23 protein-coding genes are annotated in these 20,856 nt (G+C 38.8%); 16 read left to right on the forward strand and 7 right to left on the reverse strand.

What is annotated here, in order from left to right:
- Positions 1-59: 59 nt before the first annotated feature.
- On the reverse strand, positions 60-767 hold the full coding sequence (gene pepE, locus FCR2A7T_RS07555) for a dipeptidase PepE (protein ID WP_023570689.1): 708 nt from the start codon (positions 765-767) through the stop codon (positions 60-62).
- A 149-nt stretch (positions 768-916) separates the two neighbouring features.
- Here pepE and FCR2A7T_RS07560 point away from each other — a divergent pair, with 149 nt between their 5' ends.
- From FCR2A7T_RS07560 to FCR2A7T_RS07595, 8 genes are all read left to right on the forward strand, one after another.
- A complete protein-coding gene (locus FCR2A7T_RS07560; RefSeq protein ID WP_035117844.1) occupies positions 917-1,660 on the forward strand; it encodes a hypothetical protein in 744 nt (247 codons plus the stop codon).
- Positions 1,650-2,372 (forward strand): hypothetical protein, encoded by a 723-nt coding sequence (locus FCR2A7T_RS07565; protein WP_035117766.1) that lies wholly within the window; start codon positions 1,650-1,652, stop codon positions 2,370-2,372. The genes FCR2A7T_RS07560 and FCR2A7T_RS07565 overlap by 11 nt, the downstream gene beginning before the upstream one ends.
- Positions 2,362-3,111 carry a hypothetical protein gene (locus tag FCR2A7T_RS07570; RefSeq protein WP_051369525.1) on the forward strand — a complete coding sequence of 250 codons (750 nt, stop codon included), beginning with the start codon at positions 2,362-2,364 and terminating at the stop codon, positions 3,109-3,111. Before FCR2A7T_RS07565 ends, FCR2A7T_RS07570 begins: the two co-directional genes overlap by 11 nt.
- On the forward strand, positions 3,101-3,895 hold the full coding sequence (locus tag FCR2A7T_RS14770; RefSeq protein WP_023570691.1) for a hypothetical protein: 795 nt from the start codon (positions 3,101-3,103) through the stop codon (positions 3,893-3,895). The genes FCR2A7T_RS07570 and FCR2A7T_RS14770 overlap by 11 nt, the downstream gene beginning before the upstream one ends.
- 26 nt (positions 3,896-3,921) lie before the next feature.
- The gene (locus FCR2A7T_RS07580; protein WP_023570692.1) at positions 3,922-4,425 is read left to right on the forward strand and encodes a DUF6702 family protein; all 504 of its coding nucleotides are present in this window, start codon (positions 3,922-3,924) and stop codon (positions 4,423-4,425) included.
- Positions 4,426-4,447: 22 nt separating this feature from the next.
- Complete coding sequence (locus FCR2A7T_RS07585; RefSeq protein WP_023570693.1) at positions 4,448-6,724, forward strand: M1 family metallopeptidase; 2,277 nt, start codon at positions 4,448-4,450, stop codon at positions 6,722-6,724.
- A gap of 106 nt (positions 6,725-6,830) precedes the next feature.
- Positions 6,831-7,130 (forward strand): twin-arginine translocase TatA/TatE family subunit, encoded by a 300-nt coding sequence (locus FCR2A7T_RS07590; RefSeq protein ID WP_023570694.1) that lies wholly within the window; start codon positions 6,831-6,833, stop codon positions 7,128-7,130.
- Between the two features lie 2 nt (positions 7,131-7,132).
- The gene (locus FCR2A7T_RS07595; protein WP_023570695.1) at positions 7,133-7,699 is read left to right on the forward strand and encodes a phosphatase PAP2 family protein; all 567 of its coding nucleotides are present in this window, start codon (positions 7,133-7,135) and stop codon (positions 7,697-7,699) included.
- 200 nt (positions 7,700-7,899) lie between these two features.
- Here FCR2A7T_RS07595 and FCR2A7T_RS07600 read toward each other — a convergent pair whose 3' ends face one another.
- Positions 7,900-8,541: an O-methyltransferase gene (locus FCR2A7T_RS07600; protein WP_023570696.1), complete on the reverse strand. Its 642-nt coding sequence runs from the start codon at positions 8,539-8,541 to the stop codon at positions 7,900-7,902.
- A 70-nt stretch (positions 8,542-8,611) separates the two neighbouring features.
- Between FCR2A7T_RS07600 and rlmN the strand changes: the two genes are divergently transcribed.
- The gene (rlmN, locus tag FCR2A7T_RS07605; protein ID WP_023570697.1) at positions 8,612-9,655 is read left to right on the forward strand and encodes a 23S rRNA (adenine(2503)-C(2))-methyltransferase RlmN; all 1,044 of its coding nucleotides are present in this window, start codon (positions 8,612-8,614) and stop codon (positions 9,653-9,655) included.
- Positions 9,656-9,707: 52 nt separating this feature from the next.
- Here rlmN and FCR2A7T_RS07610 read toward each other — a convergent pair whose 3' ends face one another.
- Entirely contained in the window at positions 9,708-10,547 is an 840-nt protein-coding gene (locus tag FCR2A7T_RS07610) for a hypothetical protein (RefSeq protein WP_051369526.1), read from the reverse strand.
- Positions 10,548-10,651: 104 nt separating this feature from the next.
- Here FCR2A7T_RS07610 and FCR2A7T_RS07615 point away from each other — a divergent pair, with 104 nt between their 5' ends.
- From FCR2A7T_RS07615 to dnaG, 5 genes are all read left to right on the forward strand, one after another.
- Positions 10,652-11,632 (forward strand): polyprenyl synthetase family protein, encoded by a 981-nt coding sequence (locus FCR2A7T_RS07615; protein WP_035117768.1) that lies wholly within the window; start codon positions 10,652-10,654, stop codon positions 11,630-11,632.
- 102 nt (positions 11,633-11,734) lie between these two features.
- Positions 11,735-12,295 carry an RNA polymerase sigma factor gene (locus tag FCR2A7T_RS07620; RefSeq protein ID WP_023570700.1) on the forward strand — a complete coding sequence of 187 codons (561 nt, stop codon included), beginning with the start codon at positions 11,735-11,737 and terminating at the stop codon, positions 12,293-12,295.
- Positions 12,282-12,965: a hypothetical protein gene (locus tag FCR2A7T_RS07625; RefSeq protein ID WP_035117770.1), complete on the forward strand. Its 684-nt coding sequence runs from the start codon at positions 12,282-12,284 to the stop codon at positions 12,963-12,965. Before FCR2A7T_RS07620 ends, FCR2A7T_RS07625 begins: the two co-directional genes overlap by 14 nt.
- A gap of 36 nt (positions 12,966-13,001) precedes the next feature.
- On the forward strand, positions 13,002-14,042 hold the full coding sequence (locus tag FCR2A7T_RS07630) for a hypothetical protein (RefSeq protein WP_023570701.1): 1,041 nt from the start codon (positions 13,002-13,004) through the stop codon (positions 14,040-14,042).
- Between the two features lie 116 nt (positions 14,043-14,158).
- The gene (dnaG, locus tag FCR2A7T_RS07635; RefSeq protein ID WP_023570702.1) at positions 14,159-16,135 is read left to right on the forward strand and encodes a DNA primase; all 1,977 of its coding nucleotides are present in this window, start codon (positions 14,159-14,161) and stop codon (positions 16,133-16,135) included.
- On the opposite strand, the gene FCR2A7T_RS07640 is transcribed toward dnaG, so the two are convergent.
- Positions 16,132-16,761, reverse strand: a complete 630-nt coding sequence (locus tag FCR2A7T_RS07640) for a response regulator (protein WP_023570703.1) — start codon at positions 16,759-16,761, stop codon at positions 16,132-16,134. The two genes, dnaG and FCR2A7T_RS07640, sit on opposite strands and share 4 nt — an antisense overlap.
- A gap of 78 nt (positions 16,762-16,839) precedes the next feature.
- A complete protein-coding gene (nadE, locus tag FCR2A7T_RS07645) occupies positions 16,840-17,661 on the reverse strand; it encodes an NAD(+) synthase (protein ID WP_023570704.1) in 822 nt (273 codons plus the stop codon).
- Between the two features lie 87 nt (positions 17,662-17,748).
- Between nadE and gldB the strand changes: the two genes are divergently transcribed.
- Positions 17,749-18,708, forward strand: a complete 960-nt coding sequence (gldB, locus tag FCR2A7T_RS07650) for a gliding motility lipoprotein GldB (protein WP_023570705.1) — start codon at positions 17,749-17,751, stop codon at positions 18,706-18,708.
- Positions 18,708-19,043, forward strand: coding sequence for a gliding motility protein GldC (gldC, locus tag FCR2A7T_RS07655; RefSeq protein WP_035117772.1), 336 nt, complete (start codon positions 18,708-18,710; stop codon positions 19,041-19,043). The genes gldB and gldC overlap by 1 nt, the downstream gene beginning before the upstream one ends.
- Before the next feature lie 35 nt (positions 19,044-19,078).
- Here the strand turns inward: gldC and yihA are convergent, their stop codons facing one another.
- Together yihA and FCR2A7T_RS07665 are read right to left on the reverse strand one after the other, a co-directional pair.
- The gene (gene yihA / locus FCR2A7T_RS07660) at positions 19,079-19,696 is read right to left on the reverse strand and encodes a ribosome biogenesis GTP-binding protein YihA/YsxC (protein ID WP_035117774.1); all 618 of its coding nucleotides are present in this window, start codon (positions 19,694-19,696) and stop codon (positions 19,079-19,081) included.
- A gap of 45 nt (positions 19,697-19,741) precedes the next feature.
- Positions 19,742-20,497, reverse strand: a complete 756-nt coding sequence (locus tag FCR2A7T_RS07665; RefSeq protein ID WP_023570708.1) for an alpha/beta fold hydrolase — start codon at positions 20,495-20,497, stop codon at positions 19,742-19,744.
- Positions 20,498-20,856: the final 359 nt, after the last annotated feature.

Raw genomic sequence — 20,856 nt, forward strand, 5'->3', positions numbered from 1 at the left:
CAAATTTAAAGAAAATTTTCTTACTAAATTTGTATAAGCCCGGAATGTATGTGTTGTTTTTATTTTAAATCAGACAAGTCGCTGCCAGTGGTAATTTCTTCTGGAGTTTGATTTTGTCGGAACAAACGCGCGGTTAAATCACCTTTTAAGGTTATTTTATTTCCGATAACTTCCAGCCAACTTCCTTCACGTAATCCTAAAACCGGCTGTGAATTGAAATGATGGAATTCGTTAATTCGGGTTTCGCGGGTTTCGCCCATATGAGTTGAGCCTTCAATCGGATCCAGATAATGCGGATTGATGTTAAAGGGTACAAAAGAAAGTGTTTTAAAACTTGGCGGGTAAACAATCGGCATGTCATTCGTTGTTCCCATAGTTAAACCACAGATGTTACTCCCGGCAGACGTTCCTAAATAAGGTGTTCCGTTTTTTACCACTTTTTCAAGGGTTTCGATGATTCCGGTTTTGTACAATTGGGTTACCAGTAAAAAAGTATTGCCGCCACCGGTAAAAATACCTTCAGCCTGTTCTAAAGCGGTAATCGGATTGTCAAATTCATGAATTCCTTTAACGCCGATTCCTATTTTTGCGAAAGCCTCACTCACTTTAGACGTATAGTCGTCATGCGAAATTCCGCCGGGTCTTGCATACGGAATGAAAAGCAGGTTTCCGATTCCTTTGAAATGGGACGCTAATGTTGGGAGTAAGTAATCAAGATAACTTCCGTTGTGCAATGTAGACGTGCTGGCAATAATAATTTTTTTCATGGTAAAGTCTTTGCTGCAAAGGTAATTATTTTGGAAAAGGAATTGTAAGATTCGGATTTCTGATTTAACAAAAAATTACAAAGTTGTTGGCATTAAATTGGGAATCTTAACAGATACTTTTACACCATTGCAATACAATGCTGTTTTTAATGCGGAAACAATTACTTTTTTTTCTTTTGGTACTCTCATCGGGAATCTGGGCTCAGAATGAAATGCTTCTGAAAGGAAAAATCATGGGCAATATTAGGGATTTGGAAGGGATTATGGTGATTAATGTTACTGCTGCAAAATATGTCGCCACAACAAATGACGGACACTTTGCAATAGCAGCTAAAGTTGGTGATACACTTCGGTTTTCGGCTGTTCAGGTGGATGAAAAAACACTTGTGCTAAAACAAGAAGATTTTTGTGAGAACTTGTTGTTAGTGCGTTTGGAACCACAAGTTCATCAGTTGAGTGAATTAATTATTAAGGATTACAGTCACATTAATGCAGAAAGTTTAGGTTTGGTTAAAAAAGGACAAATGAAATTTACGCCCGCGGAACGAAAACTCAACACCGCATCAAATTCGTATGCGGCAATCGGACTTAACGGTTCGGCCGGTTTAGATCCTTTGCTGAACTGGATTTCCGGAAGAACAGCCATGCTCAAAAAAGAAGTTGAGGTCGAGAAAAAAGAACGCATGCAAAATCATCTTAAAAATTTATTCGAAGAAGACTATTATATCAGTCATTTCAAGATTCCGGACCAATATGTTGGCGGGTTTCTGGTGTATGCTTCGGAAAATTCACGGCTGATGGCGGCCATAACATCCAAAAATAAAATCCTTACGTTATTTTTGTTAGGTGAATTGGCAGTTGAGTATCTTAAAATTCTTGCGGATGAGGAATAAATTACTTTTCTTTTTTATTTTGATTTCTTCAGTAAGCTGGTCCCAAAACCTAAAAGTTTTGAAAGGACAGATTGTGGCAAAAACCCGTGAAGTAAAAGGGATTAGCATAACAAATCTTTCCTCAAACAGAACAGTTGTTTCTGAAGAAAAAGGTCTTTTTTTAATAACTGCCAAAACTGGAGATACCTTGCTTTTTACAGCCGTACAGTTACAACCCCGAAAAATTGTGTTGGGAAAAGAAGATTTTGATTATCTGACTTTTTTTGTCAGCATGAATGTAAAAGTGATTCGATTAAATGAGATAATAATCGAAAAAAGTAATATTACCGCAGAAAGTTTAGGATTGGTGCCAAAAGGGATAAAAACACAATCGCAGGAAGAAAGAGCTGTACGAAGGTATTATACGGCACAAACGGGGCCGTTACAAGCGCTGATTTATGCCATAGACGGGACGGCCAAACGGCGGAAGAAAGAAATCATTGCTGTAGTGGGGCATCAAAGATTACAGCATAAGCTTGAGCTGATGTTTAATCAATCTTATTTTGTTGACGAACTGAAGATTCCATCGGAACACTTGTTTGGCTTTTATGTTTTTGCTTCTGAAAATCAGGGATTGGCGAATGTTATGCAACAGAAAAACAAATGGCTGATAAAATTTGAATTGATAAAAATTGCGTCTGAATATATTAAACTGTTGTCCGGTGAAAATTAAGTTACTTTTTGTTTTCGGTTTAATTGCAATGGTTTGCTCGGCTCAAAAGGGAAAGCTTCTGAAAGGGCAGGTGTTGGCTGATGTTAAAGATGTGCAAGGGATTAATGTGGTTAATCTCGCATTAAGGAAAGAAGTAGCTACTGACCACAAAGGTTTGTTTTCTATTACTGCAAAGCCCGGAGATACCTTACTTTTTTCGGCTGTTCAGCTGAAATCCAGAAAAATAGTCATTGAAAAAGAAGATTTTGATTATTTACCCTATCTGGTAAAAATGGAAGTGAATGTCACCCAGTTAAAAGAAGTTGTCATTCAGCAAAGTAACATTTCGGCAGAAAGTTTAGGATTGGTGCAAAAAGGTACAAAAACCTATACTCCGGCGGAACGAAAATTACGAACGGCCGGCGATTTTAAACCGATACATTTGTTGGCAATTTTAGGAGGTAGTATGCCTTTCGATCCGATTATAAATAAAATCAACGGGAAAACAGACCGACTTAAGAAAGAAATCGTCGTCGAAAAACACCAAATGGTGCAAGTTAAGTTGGGAAATATGTTTGACGAAGATTTTTTGACAAAAGAACTTAATGTTAAACAAGAATACCTCGATGGTTTTATAGTGTATGTTTCCGAAAATCCGAAAGTAAAACAGGCTCTGAAAGAAAAAAACAAAACATTAGTGACATTTCTTTTGGGTGAATTAGCGGTAGAGTATAATAAAATGGTTGCCGATGCGAAATAAACTACTGTTTTTCTTTTCGTTGTTTTCATGCATTTCTTTTTCTCAAGAGTTACCCCGAAAACTCTTGCAAGGTGTTGTGGTTTCCGATTCGCTCGAAGTGGAAAACATCACGATTGATAATGTAACGGCAAAAAAGGTAACTTCCACGGATGGAAAAGGAAATTTCAGGTTGATGGTAAAAGAAAAAGACACGTTGGTTTTTAGCGGCGTGTCTTTTAAATCATCGGTTTTGGTGATTACGTACAGTCATATGAATGAAGAAGTTTTGAAAATAAAACTGAAAGTAAGAGTCAATGAATTGGAAGAATTGATTGTGCGTCCCTACACGCTCAGCGGAAATCTGGAAACGGATTCCAAACATCTGAAAGTCAAAACGGTTGATCTTAATCTTGTTAATCTGGATTTATCTAATCCTTTCCCTAAAGTTAATAAAGCAGACAGTGCTTTGAAAAACATTACGCCGGGTTCCGGCAATCAATTCAATGGCGTAGATTTTATAGCCTTGGGTAAAATGATTGGAGGAAAAATTTTTAAGTCGAAACCAAAACCCAAGCGGGTAGAATTTGTTACCGAAAAAATCTTCTCGGAAGCAGTGAAAGAAAAGTTTAATCCGTCTTTTTTTACCCAAACACTAAAGCTTAAAGTTGAAGAAATTGATTTGTTTCTGGCTTTTTGCGACGACACTTCGCTGGAAAATAGAGGTTTGCTGAATCCTAAAAATGAATTCGCACTTATTGATTTTTTGCTAAAAAAAAGTGAAGAATATCTTAAAAAAAATCGGTAAATAGTTTCTTTTATTACATTTGGCGCATGAAGAAACTTTTTCAGTATGCTTTGCCGCTGTTTTTTTTCGTTATGCTTTGCTCTTTTGCACTGCATAAATTCTATGTCGGTATTTACCAAGTGAATTATGTGGCGAAGAAAAAGGAAATTCAGATTACCACGCGCATCTTTATCGACGATCTTGAAAAAGCACTCGAAGCCAAATATAAAAAGAAAATGTATCTGGCTACTCCCAAAGAAATCAGTGAAACCAATGGTTTTATCAAAAGTTATCTGGATGAGAAATTTCATCTGAAAGTTAACACGTCGGTTAAAAATCTTAAATTTTTAGGAAAAGAAACCGAAGATAATGTTCTGATTTGTTACCTTACAACCTCGGTTCCCGAAAAAATAACTTCAGTCGAAATTTACAATACGGTGTTGACCGAGAAATATCCGGAACAACAAAATATAGTGCACGTAAACATAAACGGTAACAAAAAGAGTCTTTTGCTGACTGATAGTGAACCGGAAGGAAGTTTAGAATTTTAGACCAAAACAAAACATCATAAATATGAAAAAACCAGTTTCTCTTTTTTCGTTAGTGGCTTTAGCAATTCCATTTGTTGCTTTAGCTCAGGAAACAAAACCAACCGAGAAAAAACGTGAACCGGGTCATGCCGATACTAACAAGTTCAGCCAGATGTATCACGAAATGGCAACGCCCAATTCTTACAGAACGGCATCGGGTGCTCCCGGACCGGCGTATTATCAGCAACAGGCCGATTATAAAATCGACATCGAACTGGACGATAAAAACACAAAGCTGTACGGAAAAGAAACGGTTACGTATCATAACAACGCACCGGAAACCTTAACGTATCTGTGGGTTCAGTTGGATCAAAACGAAAAGAAACGCGACGGTAAATCGCCATTGGTACAAAGCCAAAGGGTGAGTAGTGCCATGGGAGCAGGCGATTTTTCAAAACAGTTCATGCAACAACGTTTCGACGGTGGTTTCAATATCGAATATGTAAAGGATGCCAAAGGAAATCCGATGCGATACACAATCAATCAAACGATGATGCGTATCGATTTGGACAAACCGTTAAAGTCGGGAGAAAAAGTATCGTTTTCCGTAAAATGGTGGTACAACATCAATAATTATATGGTAGACGGCGGTCGTTCCGGCTATGAGCATTTCGACAAAGACGGCAATAATTTATACGTTATTGCACAGTTTTATCCAAGAATGGCCGTGTATAACGATGTAGAAGGCTGGCAGAACATGCAGTTTTGGGGTTCGGGAGAATTTGCTTTGCCTTTCGGAAATTTTGAAGTGAATATTACCACGCCGGCCGATCACGTTTTGGAAGGCACAGGAGTGTTGCAAAACCGTAAAGAAGTTTACAATGCCGAACAGGTAAAACGTTACGAATTAGCGGAACAAACCTACGATAAACCGGTGGTAATTGTTACTCAGGCAGAAGCAGAAGCAGCATCCAAAGGTTTTTCGGATAAAAAGAAAACCTGGAAATTCAAGGCGACCAACGTACGCGATTTCGGATTCTCTTCATCAAGAAAATTCATTTATGATGCGATGGCCGTGAAACTGGAAAACGGAAAAACCGTAATGGCCATTTCATGTTATCCTCCGGAAGCCAATCCGCTTTGGGGCGATTATTCCACAAGAGTAGTGGCGCACACATTAAAATCGTATTCTAAATATACGTTCGATTATCCGTATCCGAAAGCCATTTCCATTTCGGCAGAAGATCAGGGAATGGAATATCCGATGATTTGCTGGAATTACGGCCGTCCGGATGAAAAAGGTTTCGTTAGCGACCGAATCAAATACGGTATGATGGGCGTAATCATTCACGAAGTGGGACACAATTTCTTCCCGATGATTGTGAATTCCGATGAGCGTCAGTGGACCTGGATGGACGAAGGGCTAAATACGTTCTTAGAATATTTAACCGAACAAAGCTGGGATAAAAACTTCCCGTCCAGTCGTGGTCCGGCCGCTAAAATTGTGCCGTACATGAGTGGCGATCAGAAATTTTTAGAACCGATTATGTCCAACTCGGAAACGATTTACAACTTCGGCGCGAACGGATATTCAAAACCGGCAACCGGATTGAATATCTTGAGAGAAACCATTATGGGTCACGATTTATTTGACCATGCTTTTAGAACGTATGCACAACGTTGGAAGTTCAAACACCCAACACCGGAAGATTTCTTCAGAACGATGGAAGATGCTTCGGCAGTTGATTTGGATTGGTTCTGGAGAGGTTGGTTCTATTCGACCGATTATGTAGACATGGGAATCAAAGAGGTAAAACAGTATTTTGTTACCGAAGATCCTTCCAAAGCGGTTCAGGAACAATTTAACCGCCGAGGACGAAAAATCAACAGCGGAGAACCAATGGTGTACATGATCTCCAGCACAGCGGAAGATTTTAAACCGGAAATGAAAAAACCATTAAATATTCAGGAAGTAAAAACGTTGAATGAATACGTAGCCAAACTTTCCGCTGAGGAAAAGAAAGCATTGAAACAACCGAAATATTTTTACGAAGTGGAATTCGACAAACCGGGCGGAATGATGATGCCGGTAATTGTAGAATTACAGTTTGAAGACGGAACGACGGAAAATCACCATTTCCCGGTACAAATCTGGAGAAAAGGAAATGATACGGCTAAAAGAGTTTTCGCTACCGAAAAACCGGTGAAAAAAATTCAGTTGGATCCGAAACTGGAAACTGCCGATATCGATGTAACCAACAATGTTTGGCCAAAAGAAGAAGTGAAATCCAAGTTTGATGAACTTTCTCAAAACAAATAAATTCAAAAAGACTGTTGCAATCCGACAGTCTTTTTGCTTTTTCATAACACTTTCAAGTCGAAAACTTTGTAACTTTGCGACTTACAACCTGTAATTATAAACTATCATGTTCGGAATAGGAGGCGGGGAGATTTTCCTTATTATAGCGATAGCATTGATGTTGTTCGGTTCTGAAAAGATTCCGGATATCGCGCGTACCTTAGGTAAAGGAATGGCAGAACTTAAAAATGCCACCAATGATATTAAAAGCGAAATCCAGAAAAGTGCCGAAGCCAACGGTTTGAACGATCTTACCAATTTAAATCCGATGAATCAACTGGATCTGACTTCCGATATTACCAAAGAAATCGACAAGGCCAAAGAGAACATTGAAGACATGACCGGACCGATTAAAAGACAAATGTAACTTTGGAGAAAATTATTCAATTCGACAAACAACTATTCGTTTTCTTAAACGGATTGGGTTCGGAACAATTTGACGGTTTGTGGTTGCTTATCACCAAACAGTTGCACTGGACGCCTTTTTTTGTTTTTGTTTTCTATTTACTCTATAAAAAAGTAGGCTGGAAACATTTGCTGTTGATTCTTGTTTCCATTGCACTGCTCATCACTTTCAGCGATCAGTTTACCAATCTTGTTAAAAACAGCGTGCAGCGATTGCGCCCCTGCAACGATCTGGAAATTAAAGATATCATCCGAATCGTCAAAGCAAGTGACACCTTCAGTTATTTTTCCGGACATGCGGCCAATTCGATGGCAACTACGGTTTTCGTATTCCTTATTCTCAAGAAATATTACAAATATGCTTTTTTGTTGTTTCTGTTCCCGTTAATATTTGCTTACAGTCGTATTTATCTGGGCTTGCATTTTCCGGGCGATATCCTTTCAGGATACTTTTTCGGAGCGTTGTTTGGATTAGGGTTTTCAAAGCTCTATACTGTTTTCAGAAAGAAATATTTTCCTGAAAGTTTATAAGGAGCGACCCGAGCGATAGCGAATTGGCGAAGCAATGGCTTGGGAATGGTTTGGTTTCCATATTCCTGCTGTCCGCTATATCTTTTTGAGGAGCCTTCGAGAGCCTCAGGCACCCCAAAAAGGATGCCGCTCCCATCAGGGCTAAAAAGTATCTGTTTTTATTTTTGTAACCTGCTCATCTGCTTTCTGCCCTCCGTCACCTAAATTACCCGACTCATCGTTAAACCATCGCGAATCGGTAGTAAAACGGTTTCCACTCTTGGGTCATTTTTTAAAAGTTCGTTGTATTCCAATAACACTTTCGTGCTTTTGTCATTCGCTTTCACTTCTTCCAATACTTTACCGCTCCATAGCACATTGTCGGACAAAATCACTCCGCCTTTGTTCATCATCGGGACAATCATTTGGAAATAGTTGATGTAATTTTCCTTATCAGCATCAATAAACACCAAGTCGAATTTTTTGTTTAACGTCGGAATAATTTCCAACGCATTGCCTAAATGTTGCTGAATCTGATTTGCCCAAGGCGATTGATCGAAATATTTTTTCTGAAAATCAACCAATTCCTCATTGTTGTCAATCGTATCCAAAGTGCCGTTTTCGGGTAAACCTTCTGCTAAACACAAGGCGGCATAACCGGTATAGGTGCCAATTTCAAGAATGTGTTGCGGTCGGATCAATTTAGAAAACATACTCAAAACCCTTCCCTGAAAATGGCCGCTCAACATTCTGGGTTGTAGTATTTTCTGGTGGGTTTCTTTGTTTAAACGCGCTAACAATTCCGGTTCGTTTTCGGAATGTAACGCTACGTAGTCTTCTAAAGCTTCGGAGATGAAGTGCATAATCTTAATTTTTTACAAAATTACAAATAACCCAATAACCAAATCCACAAATTGTAATTAACTTTGCGCCATGCAAACGGAGAAAAAAGACATACGAGCTTTAACCAAAGAACAATTACGTGATTTTTTTGTGGCCAATGGCGACAAAGCCTTTCGCGGCAATCAAGTCTATGAATGGCTGTGGAGCAAACGCGCGCACAAGTTTGAAGACATGACCAATGTGTCCAAGCACACACGTGAAATGCTGGAGGCGAATTTCGTAATCAATCACATCAAGGTCGATACAATGCAGCGCAGTTCGGACGGAACCGTGAAAAATGCCGTTCGTTTGCACGACGATTTAATTGTGGAATCGGTTTTAATTCCTACCGAAACCCGAACCACTGCTTGTGTTTCCAGTCAGGTAGGTTGTAGCTTGGATTGTAATTTCTGTGCTACGGCACGACTGAAACGAATGCGAAACCTGAATCCGGATGAAATCTACGATCAGGTGGCTGCCATTGATGCGGAAAGCCGTTTGTATTATAACCGACCGTTGTCCAATATCGTTTTCATGGGAATGGGAGAGCCTTTGATGAATTATCCCAACGTAATGAAAGCGATTGATAAAATCACATCGCCGGAAGGTTTGGGAATGTCGCCAAAACGAATTACGGTTTCCACATCCGGGGTTTCTAAAATGATTAAAAAAATGGCGGATGATGAGGTGAAATTCAAATTGGCGGTGTCATTGCATTCGGCTGTAGAAGAAATCCGAAACGAAATCATGCCGTTTACCAAAGATTTTCCGTTGAGCGGACTTCGTGAAGCATTGGAATACTGGTACAAGAAAACCAAAAGTAAGGTTACTTATGAATATGTAGTTTGGAAAGGAATCAATGATGATAAAAAATCAATCGATGCTTTGGTGAAATTCTGCAAATACGTGCCCTGTAAAGTGAACCTGATTGAATACAATCCCATTGATGACGGTCAGTTCCAACAAGCCTCACAAGAAGCGATTGAAAATTATATCAAGGCTTTGGAGCAGAATAATATTGTAGCGAAAGTACGCCGAAGCCGTGGTAAAGATATCGATGCGGCCTGCGGTCAGTTGGCCAATAAAGAAGCATAAAAAAACGTTCGCCTAAATAAGCGAACGTTTTTTTATAAATCTATTTTTGAGTTTAATTCCCGAAAGTGAACGTGTAAGGTGTTCCGCCATCAATCGAAATGGTAGCAATGTTGTCGCAGGTTCCGGATCCGTAATTCAAGACGGCATTGTGCGTGTTGCGTCTGATGTCAATCACACCCGAAACCAATTTGTAGGCACAGCTAATCTCAATTCTTACCGGAGTGGTAATAGTGGTCACCTGAGAAAAGTTCACACCGATTGTGGTCCAGTTTCCGGAAACCAAATATACATTGTCCATAAAAATGTGTGGCGTATCATAGCCTTCAATCAATTCCCTCGTGCGGGTTCCTGTTCTTGCATAGGTGTTTCCGTTAGGGAAGGTAAAATCTAAATCCAAATCAATAACAACAACCGGATGTGCCGTGGCAAGAGCCGTAGTGGCCTGAACGGTTCTTGAAAGCGTCTTGGTGCCCGAAACCGAAATGTTGTTATAATAGAAGTTGTTGAAATTATAGGTCCAAACGTATGGAGACTGACTAAAGTCGGTACTTCCGCTGATAATGATTTGACCTCTTAACATGGCGCCATTGTAATATTGACAGCCCGTTGTTCCGAAATCGATAACTCTTGTCCAGGTTGTTCCATTAACAGTGGTTGTAACCGTGGCACAATCGGGAAGAATCGAAACATGGTTCATTTTTCCTGAGCTTTGTTGGTCTAATTGGTCTTCTGCAATTTCAGACACATCGTTTGAAATGGCATCCATCTTGTTGTTGATGGTAACGTCTTCGGTAGTCATCCTTCCGGAATCGGCATCTTCTTCTTTATTGCATCCGATAAAAGACAATGTCGCTAACAATAACGTCATTATCACATAATTGCGTGTTTTCATAATAAATCTGGATTAAGGTTCTCTCATTAGATGCAAAAAAGATACAAAGGTTTAATCGAAAAACAATGTTTTTTATTTCTCCGAGAATTGTATCTTTGGTTCCAATGAAAATCGTTGAGCAAATAAAGCAGCCCATAGTGGATGAAATGGAACTTTTTGAAAGAAAGTTTCGCGATTCTATGTTATCAAAAGTTGCGCTGTTAAACCGAATCACGCATTATATTGTTAACCGAAAGGGAAAACAAATGCGTCCTATGTTCGTTTTCTTAACTGCTAAAATGATTTCCGATGGTACGGTAAACGAGCGAACCTATCGTGGCGCAGCTGTTATCGAGCTGATTCACACCGCAACGTTGGTACATGATGATGTGGTGGATGACAGTAACAAACGTCGCGGTTTTTTCTCCATCAATGCGCTTTGGAAAAATAAAATTGCGGTTTTGGTTGGGGATTATCTCCTTTCCAAAGGATTGCTGCTTTCCATCGACAATAACGATTTCGATTTGCTCAAAATCATCTCAGTAGCCGTTCGTGAAATGAGTGAAGGCGAATTGCTTCAGATCGAGAAAGCCAGAAGATTGGATATTACCGAAGACGTATATTATGAAATCATCCGTCAAAAAACGGCGACTTTAATTGCGGCCTGTTGTTCGTTGGGCGCCTGTGCCGTAAATCCGGATGATGCGGAAGTAATTGAACGCATGCGAAAATTCGGCGAACTGATCGGAATGGCCTTTCAGATTAAAGACGATTTATTTGATTACACCGACGATGCCATCGGAAAACCAACGGGTATCGACATCAAAGAACAAAAAATGACTTTGCCGCTGATTCATGCGTTGAACAATTGTTCTTCCAAAGAAAAGAGCTGGTGCATCAATTCCATTAAAAATCATAATAAGGACAAAAAACGCGTTCGTGAGGTAATTCAGTTTGTGAAAGACAAAAATGGGTTGACGTACGCCGAACAAAAAATGGTGCAGTTCCAGCAGGAAGCGCTGCAATTGATTCAAAACTTCCCCGATTCTCCTTATAAAAACTCCCTTGTCTTAATGGTGAACTATGTGATTGAACGAAAAATTTAATTTTTTTTCCATCATCATACAACCCTTTTTAAACTTCTGTCGTCTATGCTAATAGAAGTCGGTTGTGAATTGCTGAATCCGATTTCAAAACACAATTTTTGAATGAAAGTAATTGACTTACATCAGAGCGAAAAAGAAATCATCCAGTTGGCTGTCGAAAATAACCGACATGCGCAACACAAGATTTATTCGCAATTCGCTCCCAAGATGTTAAGTGTGTGCCGACAGTATATTAAAGACGTGCATCAGGCGGAAGATGTAATGATAACCGCTTTCATGAAAGTGTTTTTCAATCTGAAAAACTTCGAACACAAAGGCAGTTTTGAAGGATGGATCCGAAGAATTATGGTCAATGAAAGCATCTCGTTTTTGAGAGTACAGAAACAGGTGAAATTTACGGAAGATGAAAATTTCTTTGAAGAACGGTTTAATAATATTGAAAGTCAGTTTTCTGTTGAAGACATTCAGTTTTTAATTGACAATCTTCCGGATGGCTATCGAATGGTGTTTAACCTGTATGCGATTGAAGGGTACAAGCATCAGGAAATTGCTGAAATGTTGAATATTAGTGAGGGAACTTCCAAATCGCAGTTGTCGCACGCCCGAAAAATGCTCCAAAATCAAGTGAATAAACTTAAAAATTATCAAAATGGAACCGAATAAAATGGAAGAGGAGTTCAGAAAAAAGCTGAATGCAAGAGAGATTCAGCCTTCTGAAGCGGCATGGGACCGATTGGATGCGATGCTTTCGGTAGCCGAAAATAAAAAGCCCAAACGCAATAATACGTTTCTTTTTATTGCAGCAGGTTTGGCATTGTTTTTCGCAGTGGGTTTGTTTTTGTTCCAACAGGGAAAAACAAATCCGGAAATCCGTTTGACGAATCCAACGGTTGTGACTTCGGATGAAAAATCACCCGTTTTGGAACAATCGGAAATATATCAGGAAACAACAGGAGAAGCGGATCAGAAAATTTCGGAAGGGAAACCAAACCAAGTGATTGCTGAAAATCAGGTCGTTTCGGTAACGAAGAAAAGAGTGAAATCGAATGCAGAAACCACAACGGATTTTCAACACCAAACAATAAAAGAACAAATCGCCCAAGTTATCCCGAAACAGGAACCGGAAATGCAAAAAAGTAATGTGGATAGCGAAAAATTATTGGTCATTACCGATGCACCGAAAGAAAAACAGAAGGTAAAAGTCAATGCTAATTCGTTGCTGTCTTCCGTGGAAGGTGAATTGAATCAGGAATTCAGAGAGACCACTTTGCAACGACTCAACAGAAATTTTAAAACAGTTAAAACGGCTGTAGCCAATAGAAATTACGAGTAAAAAACAATCAAAAATCGAACAGTTAAATTTTAAATTATGCAGAAAATCATTTTTTATGTAGTGGTATCGTTATGCTTTTTCGTAAGCAAAATCACTGCGCAGGAAACCTTTGAAGAGCGTGCGAAAATGATCGCTCAAAACATTGAATCCATCACAAAAGAAGAAAAACAAGCTCTGAAAGATCAGGTGGATGACATCAACAAACAATTGGAAATGGGAAGGCTAACTCAGGAACAGGCCGATAAGATGAAAATTGAAATCGCCACGGTTCAGGCAAAGAAAATCGAAAATCGTGTGGCAATGGAGCAGGAAAAATTAAACGCATTGGTGCAGGAAAAAGTGGAAGGAAAAATCAGTGATACTACCAAAGTTAGAAAAAAACGCCGATACGGGATAACGGTTTCCGGAGGTGAATTGAATGAAGAAGGAAAAGAAAAAAGAACCACCAGCCAGTTTGTAATCGCTGGAGGATTTAATAATTTGGTTACTAACGGAGCTGTAGCGAATTCTGATTTTGGATACTTACGCTCAGTATTTTACGAGTGGGGTTTTACCAAAAGAACCCGTTTGGCCAAAGAAAGTAATTTGTTGCATTTAAAATACGGTTTGTCTTTTATGTACAATATCGTGGCGCCAACCGATAATCGCTATTTTGTGGATAACGGAAAAGAAACAGTTTTGGAAACTTTTCCAATCGATTTAAGAAAAAAAGATACGTACTTTAAAAACGTTTATATTGCAATTCCGTTGCATTTGGAATTTGATTTTTCCAAAAAATCGGTAAAAGAAGGGAAGAAATTCTATAAATCCCACGACGGTTTCCGATTCGGATTGGGAGGTTATGCAGGATACAACATCAACTCCAAACAATTCCTGTCTTATGAAGTGGATGGTTACCGAATTAAGGAAAAACAAAAAGGGAATTGGAATGTGAACGACTGGAATTACGGTTTGAGTTCATACTTAGGTTGGGGACAAACCAGTTTGTATGTCAAATACGATTTGAGTCCGTTATTCAAGGACAATCCGGTGAAACAAAATAATGTTTCTTTGGGAGTCCGCTTCGATTTGAATTAATTTGTTTTAGTTTACATACTTTTGCAACCCTTTCAGAGTTTCAACTTTGAAAGGGTTGATTATTTGCAAAACTTTGTAACTTTGGACTTTTCCGAACAATAACCAATTCCAATACATTGATTTCACAAAACACCATAGAAACCGTATTTGAAACCGCCCGTGTCGAGGAGGTTATCGGCGATTTTGTGCAATTGAAACGCGCCGGAAGCAATCTGAAAGGGCTGAGTCCGTTCTCGAATGAAAAGTCGCCTTCGTTTATGGTGTCGCCCGTGAAACAGATCTGGAAGGATTTCAGTTCCGGAAAAGGGGGGAATGCGGTAACTTTCCTGATGGAACACGAGCATTTTTCGTATCCGGAAGCCATTCGGTATTTGGCTAAAAAATACAATATCGAAATCGAAGAAACCGAACAAACCGATGATGATAAGGCTGAAGCCAATGAAAAGGAGAGTATGTATCTGGTGTCGGAATTCGCCCAAAAGTATTTTCACAATGTTTTAATGAACACCGATGAAGGGAAGGCAATTGGCTATTCTTATTTCAAGGAACGTGGATTTACCAAAGACACGATTGAAAAATTCGGATTAGGATATTCACCTGAAACCTGGGATGCCTTTACTATGGAGGCATTAGGGAAAGGGTATAAGTTAGATTATTTGGACAAAACCGGTTTGACGATTGTTAAAGACGACAAAAAATTCGACCGTTTCAAAGGCCGAGTGATGTTTCCGATTCAGAGTATGTCGGGACGCGTACTGGGTTTTGGTGGCCGAATCCTGTCCAATGATAAAAAAGCAGCCAAATATCTGAATTCTCCCGAAAGTGAAATTTACCATAAGAGTAAAGTGCTTTACGGAATTTTTCATGCCAAACAGGCGATTGCCAAACAGGACAACTGTTTTTTGGTGGAAGGTTATACCGATGTAATTCAGATGTATCAGGCCGGAATCGAAAATGTAGTAGCGTCTTCCGGTACGGCTTTAACACCGGATCAAATCCGACTGGTGAATCGTCTGACCAAAAACATTACGGTATTGTTCGATGGCGATGCGGCCGGATTGCGTGCTTCAGTGCGTGGAATCGACCTGATTCTGGAAGAAGGCATGAATGTGAAAGTCTGCACCTTTCCCGAAGGCGATGACCCGGACAGTTTTGCCAAGAAAACGCCTTATGACGAACTGGTGCAATACCTTAGTGAAAATGCGATGGACTTTATTCAATTCAAAGCGTCTTTACTAATGAAGGAAGCCAAAAACGATCCCATCAAGAAAGCGGAGCTGATTCGCGATATGGTGACGAGTATTTCCAAAATTCCGGATAAAATCAAACGCGAAATCTATGTTCAGGAATGTTCCCGAATTATGGATATTTCTGAGGAAGTGCTTTTCAATACGCTGGCACAACTCGTTCAGAAAGACATTCACGAAGCCGGTAAAAAGCAAAAAACCGACCAGAAAGCATTTGAAGTGGTTAAGAATGTTCCTGAAACAGTAACTTCTACCGTAGATGTGCAAAACGAACTGGAGCGTAAAATCATTGAAATTTTACTGTTGTACGGTACCGCTGAGGAAGAATTCGAAGATGTTTTGCTAAAAGCCAATGAAGACGGTGAGCCTATAGAGGTAAAGGAAATGAATACCTATAAAGTATACCAACGCATTTACCTGAGTTTGCAGGAAGATGAGGTGGAGTTGGCAAATCCGTTGTTTAGGGCTATATATAATGATTTGGTGAATTATTTTCACCAACAGGAAACCTTTGAACTGGAACAGTATTTAATGCGTCTGGATCCGGAATTGGCGCGCGAAGTCACCCATATTCTAATGGAAGAGGAACGCGAAGTGCTTCATAATTGGGAGTCGAAACAAATTGTGGTGAAACAAAAAAACCAGACGATAAGTCAATATGTTTCAGAAACGATACTGACTTTACGCTGGTTTTTAGTGGATAAAATTATCAGTGATTTAAAAAACAGTATTTCAAACGAACCGGAAGCCGATAATTCTGAAATTCTTTCCACCGCGATGGATTATTATACACTGATTAATTCTTTTTCTTCTAAATTGGGTAGAGTTTTGTCCCGATACAGCTAGACGATTTCTAACGTTTTAGCTTTGTTTACCAAGTCTACCAAATTCGTTACGTGTAATTTTGTTAACAAACGCAATTTGTAGGTGCTGATTGTCTTTTCGTTTAACGTAAGCAATTTTGCAATTTCTTTGTTTTTCTTACCGTCGCTTAAATAACGTAAAACTTCAATTTCACGAGAAGATAATTTTCGGTACAAACGGTCCGATTTTTTACCTTTATTAAGTAATGCTAAGTTTTTCTTCACTGCATCACTGAAAATTACGGCGCCGTCGTTTACTTTTTTAATCGCACTCTCTAAATCTTCAAGTTTTGAATTTTTATGGATATAAGCAGAAACACCGGCTTTTAAAGCATTTGGTGCATAAATTTGTTCTCCTAAATTAGTGAAAACTACAATTTTAGTATCGGAGTAATCCCTAATCAATGATTTAACAACGTTGATGCTTGATAGTCCTTCTAATTCTAAATCAAGAACAATCACATCCATAGATTTTTTCTTTAGTATTTCGTCCAAATCGTCCAAATTACTAACGACTCCTACAAGACTAATATCCGCATTGTCTTTAAAGTAGGACTTCACCCCAAATTGTACGACAGGGTGATTGTCGGCTAAACACACTTTTATCATTTTATCAATTTTTAATAGTAATTATCCTGTAAAGGTACTAAAAAAAAATATAAAGTATTGATAATCAATGAAAGAAATTTATTTCAATTCATTTGGGATTTTACAAACCGGAATTGGGTTCATTTTATGTTGATTTATCGTGTTTAATCGTAAGAAAATTTTGAATACTTCTTTTTCGCGTCCTTCAAAGTCATTTTCGGTTTTTCCTTCTGCTAATGCGGCCATTGCTACTTCCAATTCGTCATACGTGGCGCCTAATTGGTCTTCATCACTGCGTTCGTCTTCAAAAGAAGCGTCGGTAAACAATCCGTCGGTAGGTTTTGCTTGTAAGATGCTTTCGGGAACTTGTAAATAGGCAGACAATTTTCGTACTTCACTCTTTAATAGGTCGGCAATCGGACTTACATCCACACCTCCATCGCCATATTTGGTAAAAAAACCTACGCCAAAATCTTCCACTTTATTTCCGGTACCGGCCACTAAGGCACTGTACAATCCGGCAAAATAATAAAGAGTAGTCATGCGAAGTCGTGCTCTGGTGTTGGCAAGGGTTAAGGTTAAAGCGGCTTCGTTTTCGGAAGTCGGCACTTCAGTTTTAAATTCTTCAAAAACAGGGGTCAGATCAGCAAGAGCACTGCTAACATTCGAAAAACGGGCTTTTAATTGGGCAATGTGTTCTTTGCCTCTCGAAACCTGTCCGGGTGCTTGATGAATCGGCATTTCTACGCATAAGGTGGGTAATCCGGTTTGCGCACACAGGGTTGAGGTTAGTGCCGAATCGATTCCGCCGGAAATGCCCACAACAAAACCCTTTACTTTTGCGTTTGCTGCATACTCGCGCAACCAGTTTACAATATGAGTGTTGATTTTATCGGCCTGAAATGTGTTTGATGTTGACATAATATTTATGAGAATTTTATAAAACTGTGACGTATATTTGCGCCGAATTTATTTGCTATAAAAGTATAAATTTTTGACAAAAGAACTATGAAGAAGTATTTGTTACTTGCAGTTTTTGCTCTTGGGATTACTTCCTGTAAAAAAGAGGATAAGGTAACCGAAGCGGCCCAAGCCATTCCTGTGAAAGTGAACATTGAGCGTTTTGATAAACGTTTCTATGAATCAAAGCCGGAAGAACTTTCTCAATTAAAAAATGAATTTCCTTTTTTCTTTCCGGCCGGTAACCCTGATACAGTTTGGACCAACAAGATGAAAAACCCATTGTTGCGCGAATTGTACGGTGAAGTAAAAAAGAAATACCCTAATAATGCTGCCTTTGAAGACAATTTGGAACAACTCTTCAAACGCATCAAATTCTATTATCCTGAATTGAAAACTCCTAAGGTTATTGCGCTTATTTCTGAAGTCGATAAAGATGCCAAAGCAATTTATACGGATAGTTTGGTATTACTTTCCTTGGATACTTATTTGGGTAAAGACCATCGTTTTTATGAAGGTTTCCCGAAATACATGCGTCAGGGATTTGAACCTTCACAAATGATGCCTGATTTGGTAAGTAGTTTTTCACAAGGAAAAATAGCCCAGCCGACCGACAGAACTTTGTTGGCGCAAATGATTTATTTTGGAAAAGAGTTGTACATGAAAGATATGCTGTTGCCGGATGTTTCCGATGCGGCTAAAATTGAATATACAGACGAGCAGATTCAATGGTGTAAGGAAAACGAAAGCGAAATGTGGAAGTATTTCATCAATAATAAATTGTTGTATGATACCGACGTTAAATTAATGCAGCGCTTTGTGGCTATCGGGCCGTATTCAAAATTTTATCTGGAAATTGATAACGAATCGCCAGGAAGAGTAGGGCAATGGTTGGGCTGGCAAATCGTTCGTTCCTATATGGAAAATAATGATGTAAGTATGCAGAAAATGTTGGCAATGGATGCCAAAGAAATCTTTGATAACTCAAAATACAAACCTAAAAAATAATGTCAAAAACAATCACCTCTGAAATAAAACTGACTGTTGAATTAGATGAAAACAGAGTTCCGGAAAAAATAAAATGGACTGCACAAGATGGCGGAGTCAATGCTGAAGAGGCAAAAGCAATGCTGCTTTCCATTTGGGACAGTAAGGCTCAAGAAACTTTACGTATCGATTTATGGACGAAAGACATGCCGGTAGATGAAATGAAGGTGTTTTTTCATCAAACGTTAGTAGCGATGGCGGATACGTTTCATCGTGCGACCGAAGACGAAAAAATGACGGCTACCATGAGGGATTTCTGTGATTATTTTGCGGAAAAACTCGAATTAAAAAAATAAAAAAAAAGCGTTCGCCAGGCGAACGCTTTTTTTATTTAAAATCCGTTGCTGTTAAATACTTCATTGTTCACGCCGTCAATAAATTCTAAAAGCGATTCTCTTCCGGTTTCTTCTGTGGAGGAAGTTACAAAATATTGCGGCATTTCTTCCCAGTTGTTAGCTAAAAGTGCTTTGCGATATGCAGCTACTTGTTGGTCAACTTTACCTTTACTGATTTTGTCTGCTTTGGTGAAAACAATGCAAAACGGCACTTCGGTTTCTCCTAAATAGGTTATGAATTCCAGATCAATTTTTTGTGCCTCGTGACGAATGTCAATCAAAACAAACGCACAAACCAACTGTTCTCTGGTTTCGAAATAATCGGTAATGAATTTCTGGAACACTTCTTTGGTTTTCTTGGAAACACGGGCATAGCCATAACCGGGTAAATCGACCAAAAACCAATTGTTGTTAATTTTAAAATGATTAATCAATTGTGTTTTTCCTGGTCTTCCGGAAGTTTTTGCCAGATTTTTATGGTTCGTCAGCATGTTAATCAAAGAAGATTTTCCAACATTGGAACGACCAATAAAAGCATATTCCGGCAAAGGTTCTTTCGGACATTTGCTGACTTCGGAATTACTGATTATAAATTCGGCAGTATTGATTTTCATTTTTACTATAGTTGAAAAAAGTTACAGTTGCCTGTAACTTTCGTATTATAAATTTGTTTTTTTAAGCCATTCCAGCAAATAAGCGTTGAACTCATCGGGGCATTCCATCATGGCAGCATGTCCGCATTTGTCAATCCAGTACAAATCCGAATTTGGTAATAAACGGTCAAATTCTTCGGCTACATCCGGTGGGGTAACTTTGTCATTTCTTCCCCAAATGATACAGGTTGGTGTAGTCATCTTCGGTAAGTCTTTCGCCATATTATGACGAATCGCACTTTTGGCAATGGTAAGCGTTTTAATCAGTTTGATTCGGTCGTTTACCGTTGCATATACGTCGTCTACAATTTCTTTGGTGGCTACTTTCGGATCGTAAAAAACGTCTTCGGCTTTCTTTTTAATGTATTCGTAATCACCGCGTTTCGGGTAACTTTCCCCCATAGCGCTTTCGTACAAACCGGAACTTCCTGTAATAACCAATCCGGCCATTTTTTCAGGATACATCTTAGTATGGTACAGCGCGATATGTCCGCCAAGAGAATTTCCCAATAAAATCACTTTGTCAAAATCTTTATAGGTAATAAAGTCTTTTACAAATTTGGAAAATGCTTTCACATTTGTTTTTAAAATGTTGTTGGTGTATAAAGGCAATTCGGGAATTACTACTTTATATCCGTGTTTCGGAAAGAAATCTGCAACTGCTTCAAAGTTGCTCAACCCTCCCATAAGACCGTGTAAAATAATGATAGGCGTGCCTTCTCCAGCTTCAAAATATTGGTATTTGCCTTCTTTTTTTAACATGTGTTTTTGGTGTATAATTATCCAATATCAAAATCAGACAAATATATGATTTTCTCCAGAAATAGGAAGCTTTCCAAATGAAAATCGAAAATACTTTCTTATTAAAACCTGATTTGTTGCGGGTTTTCTTGTAATAGGTTAATTATCAACAAATTTCATCTCCAAAGGACTAAAGACGGCTTTTGTTTTAATTTTTTTAAATCCATAAGAATTCTTGTGAAATGCTGCTGTTTTTTGAATTTTTTTTGATGATTCTTTTAAAACCTTAAACTATCGCTAAATATTAAGAATGAGTGATTTAACAGATTTTCTTACGATTAGGTACTGAAGTGGAAAAACTTATCAACAAAGTGGTAATT

It is taken from the genome of Flavobacterium cauense R2A-7, assembly GCF_000498475.1.
GTDB lineage: Bacteria > Bacteroidota > Bacteroidia > Flavobacteriales > Flavobacteriaceae > Flavobacterium > Flavobacterium cauense.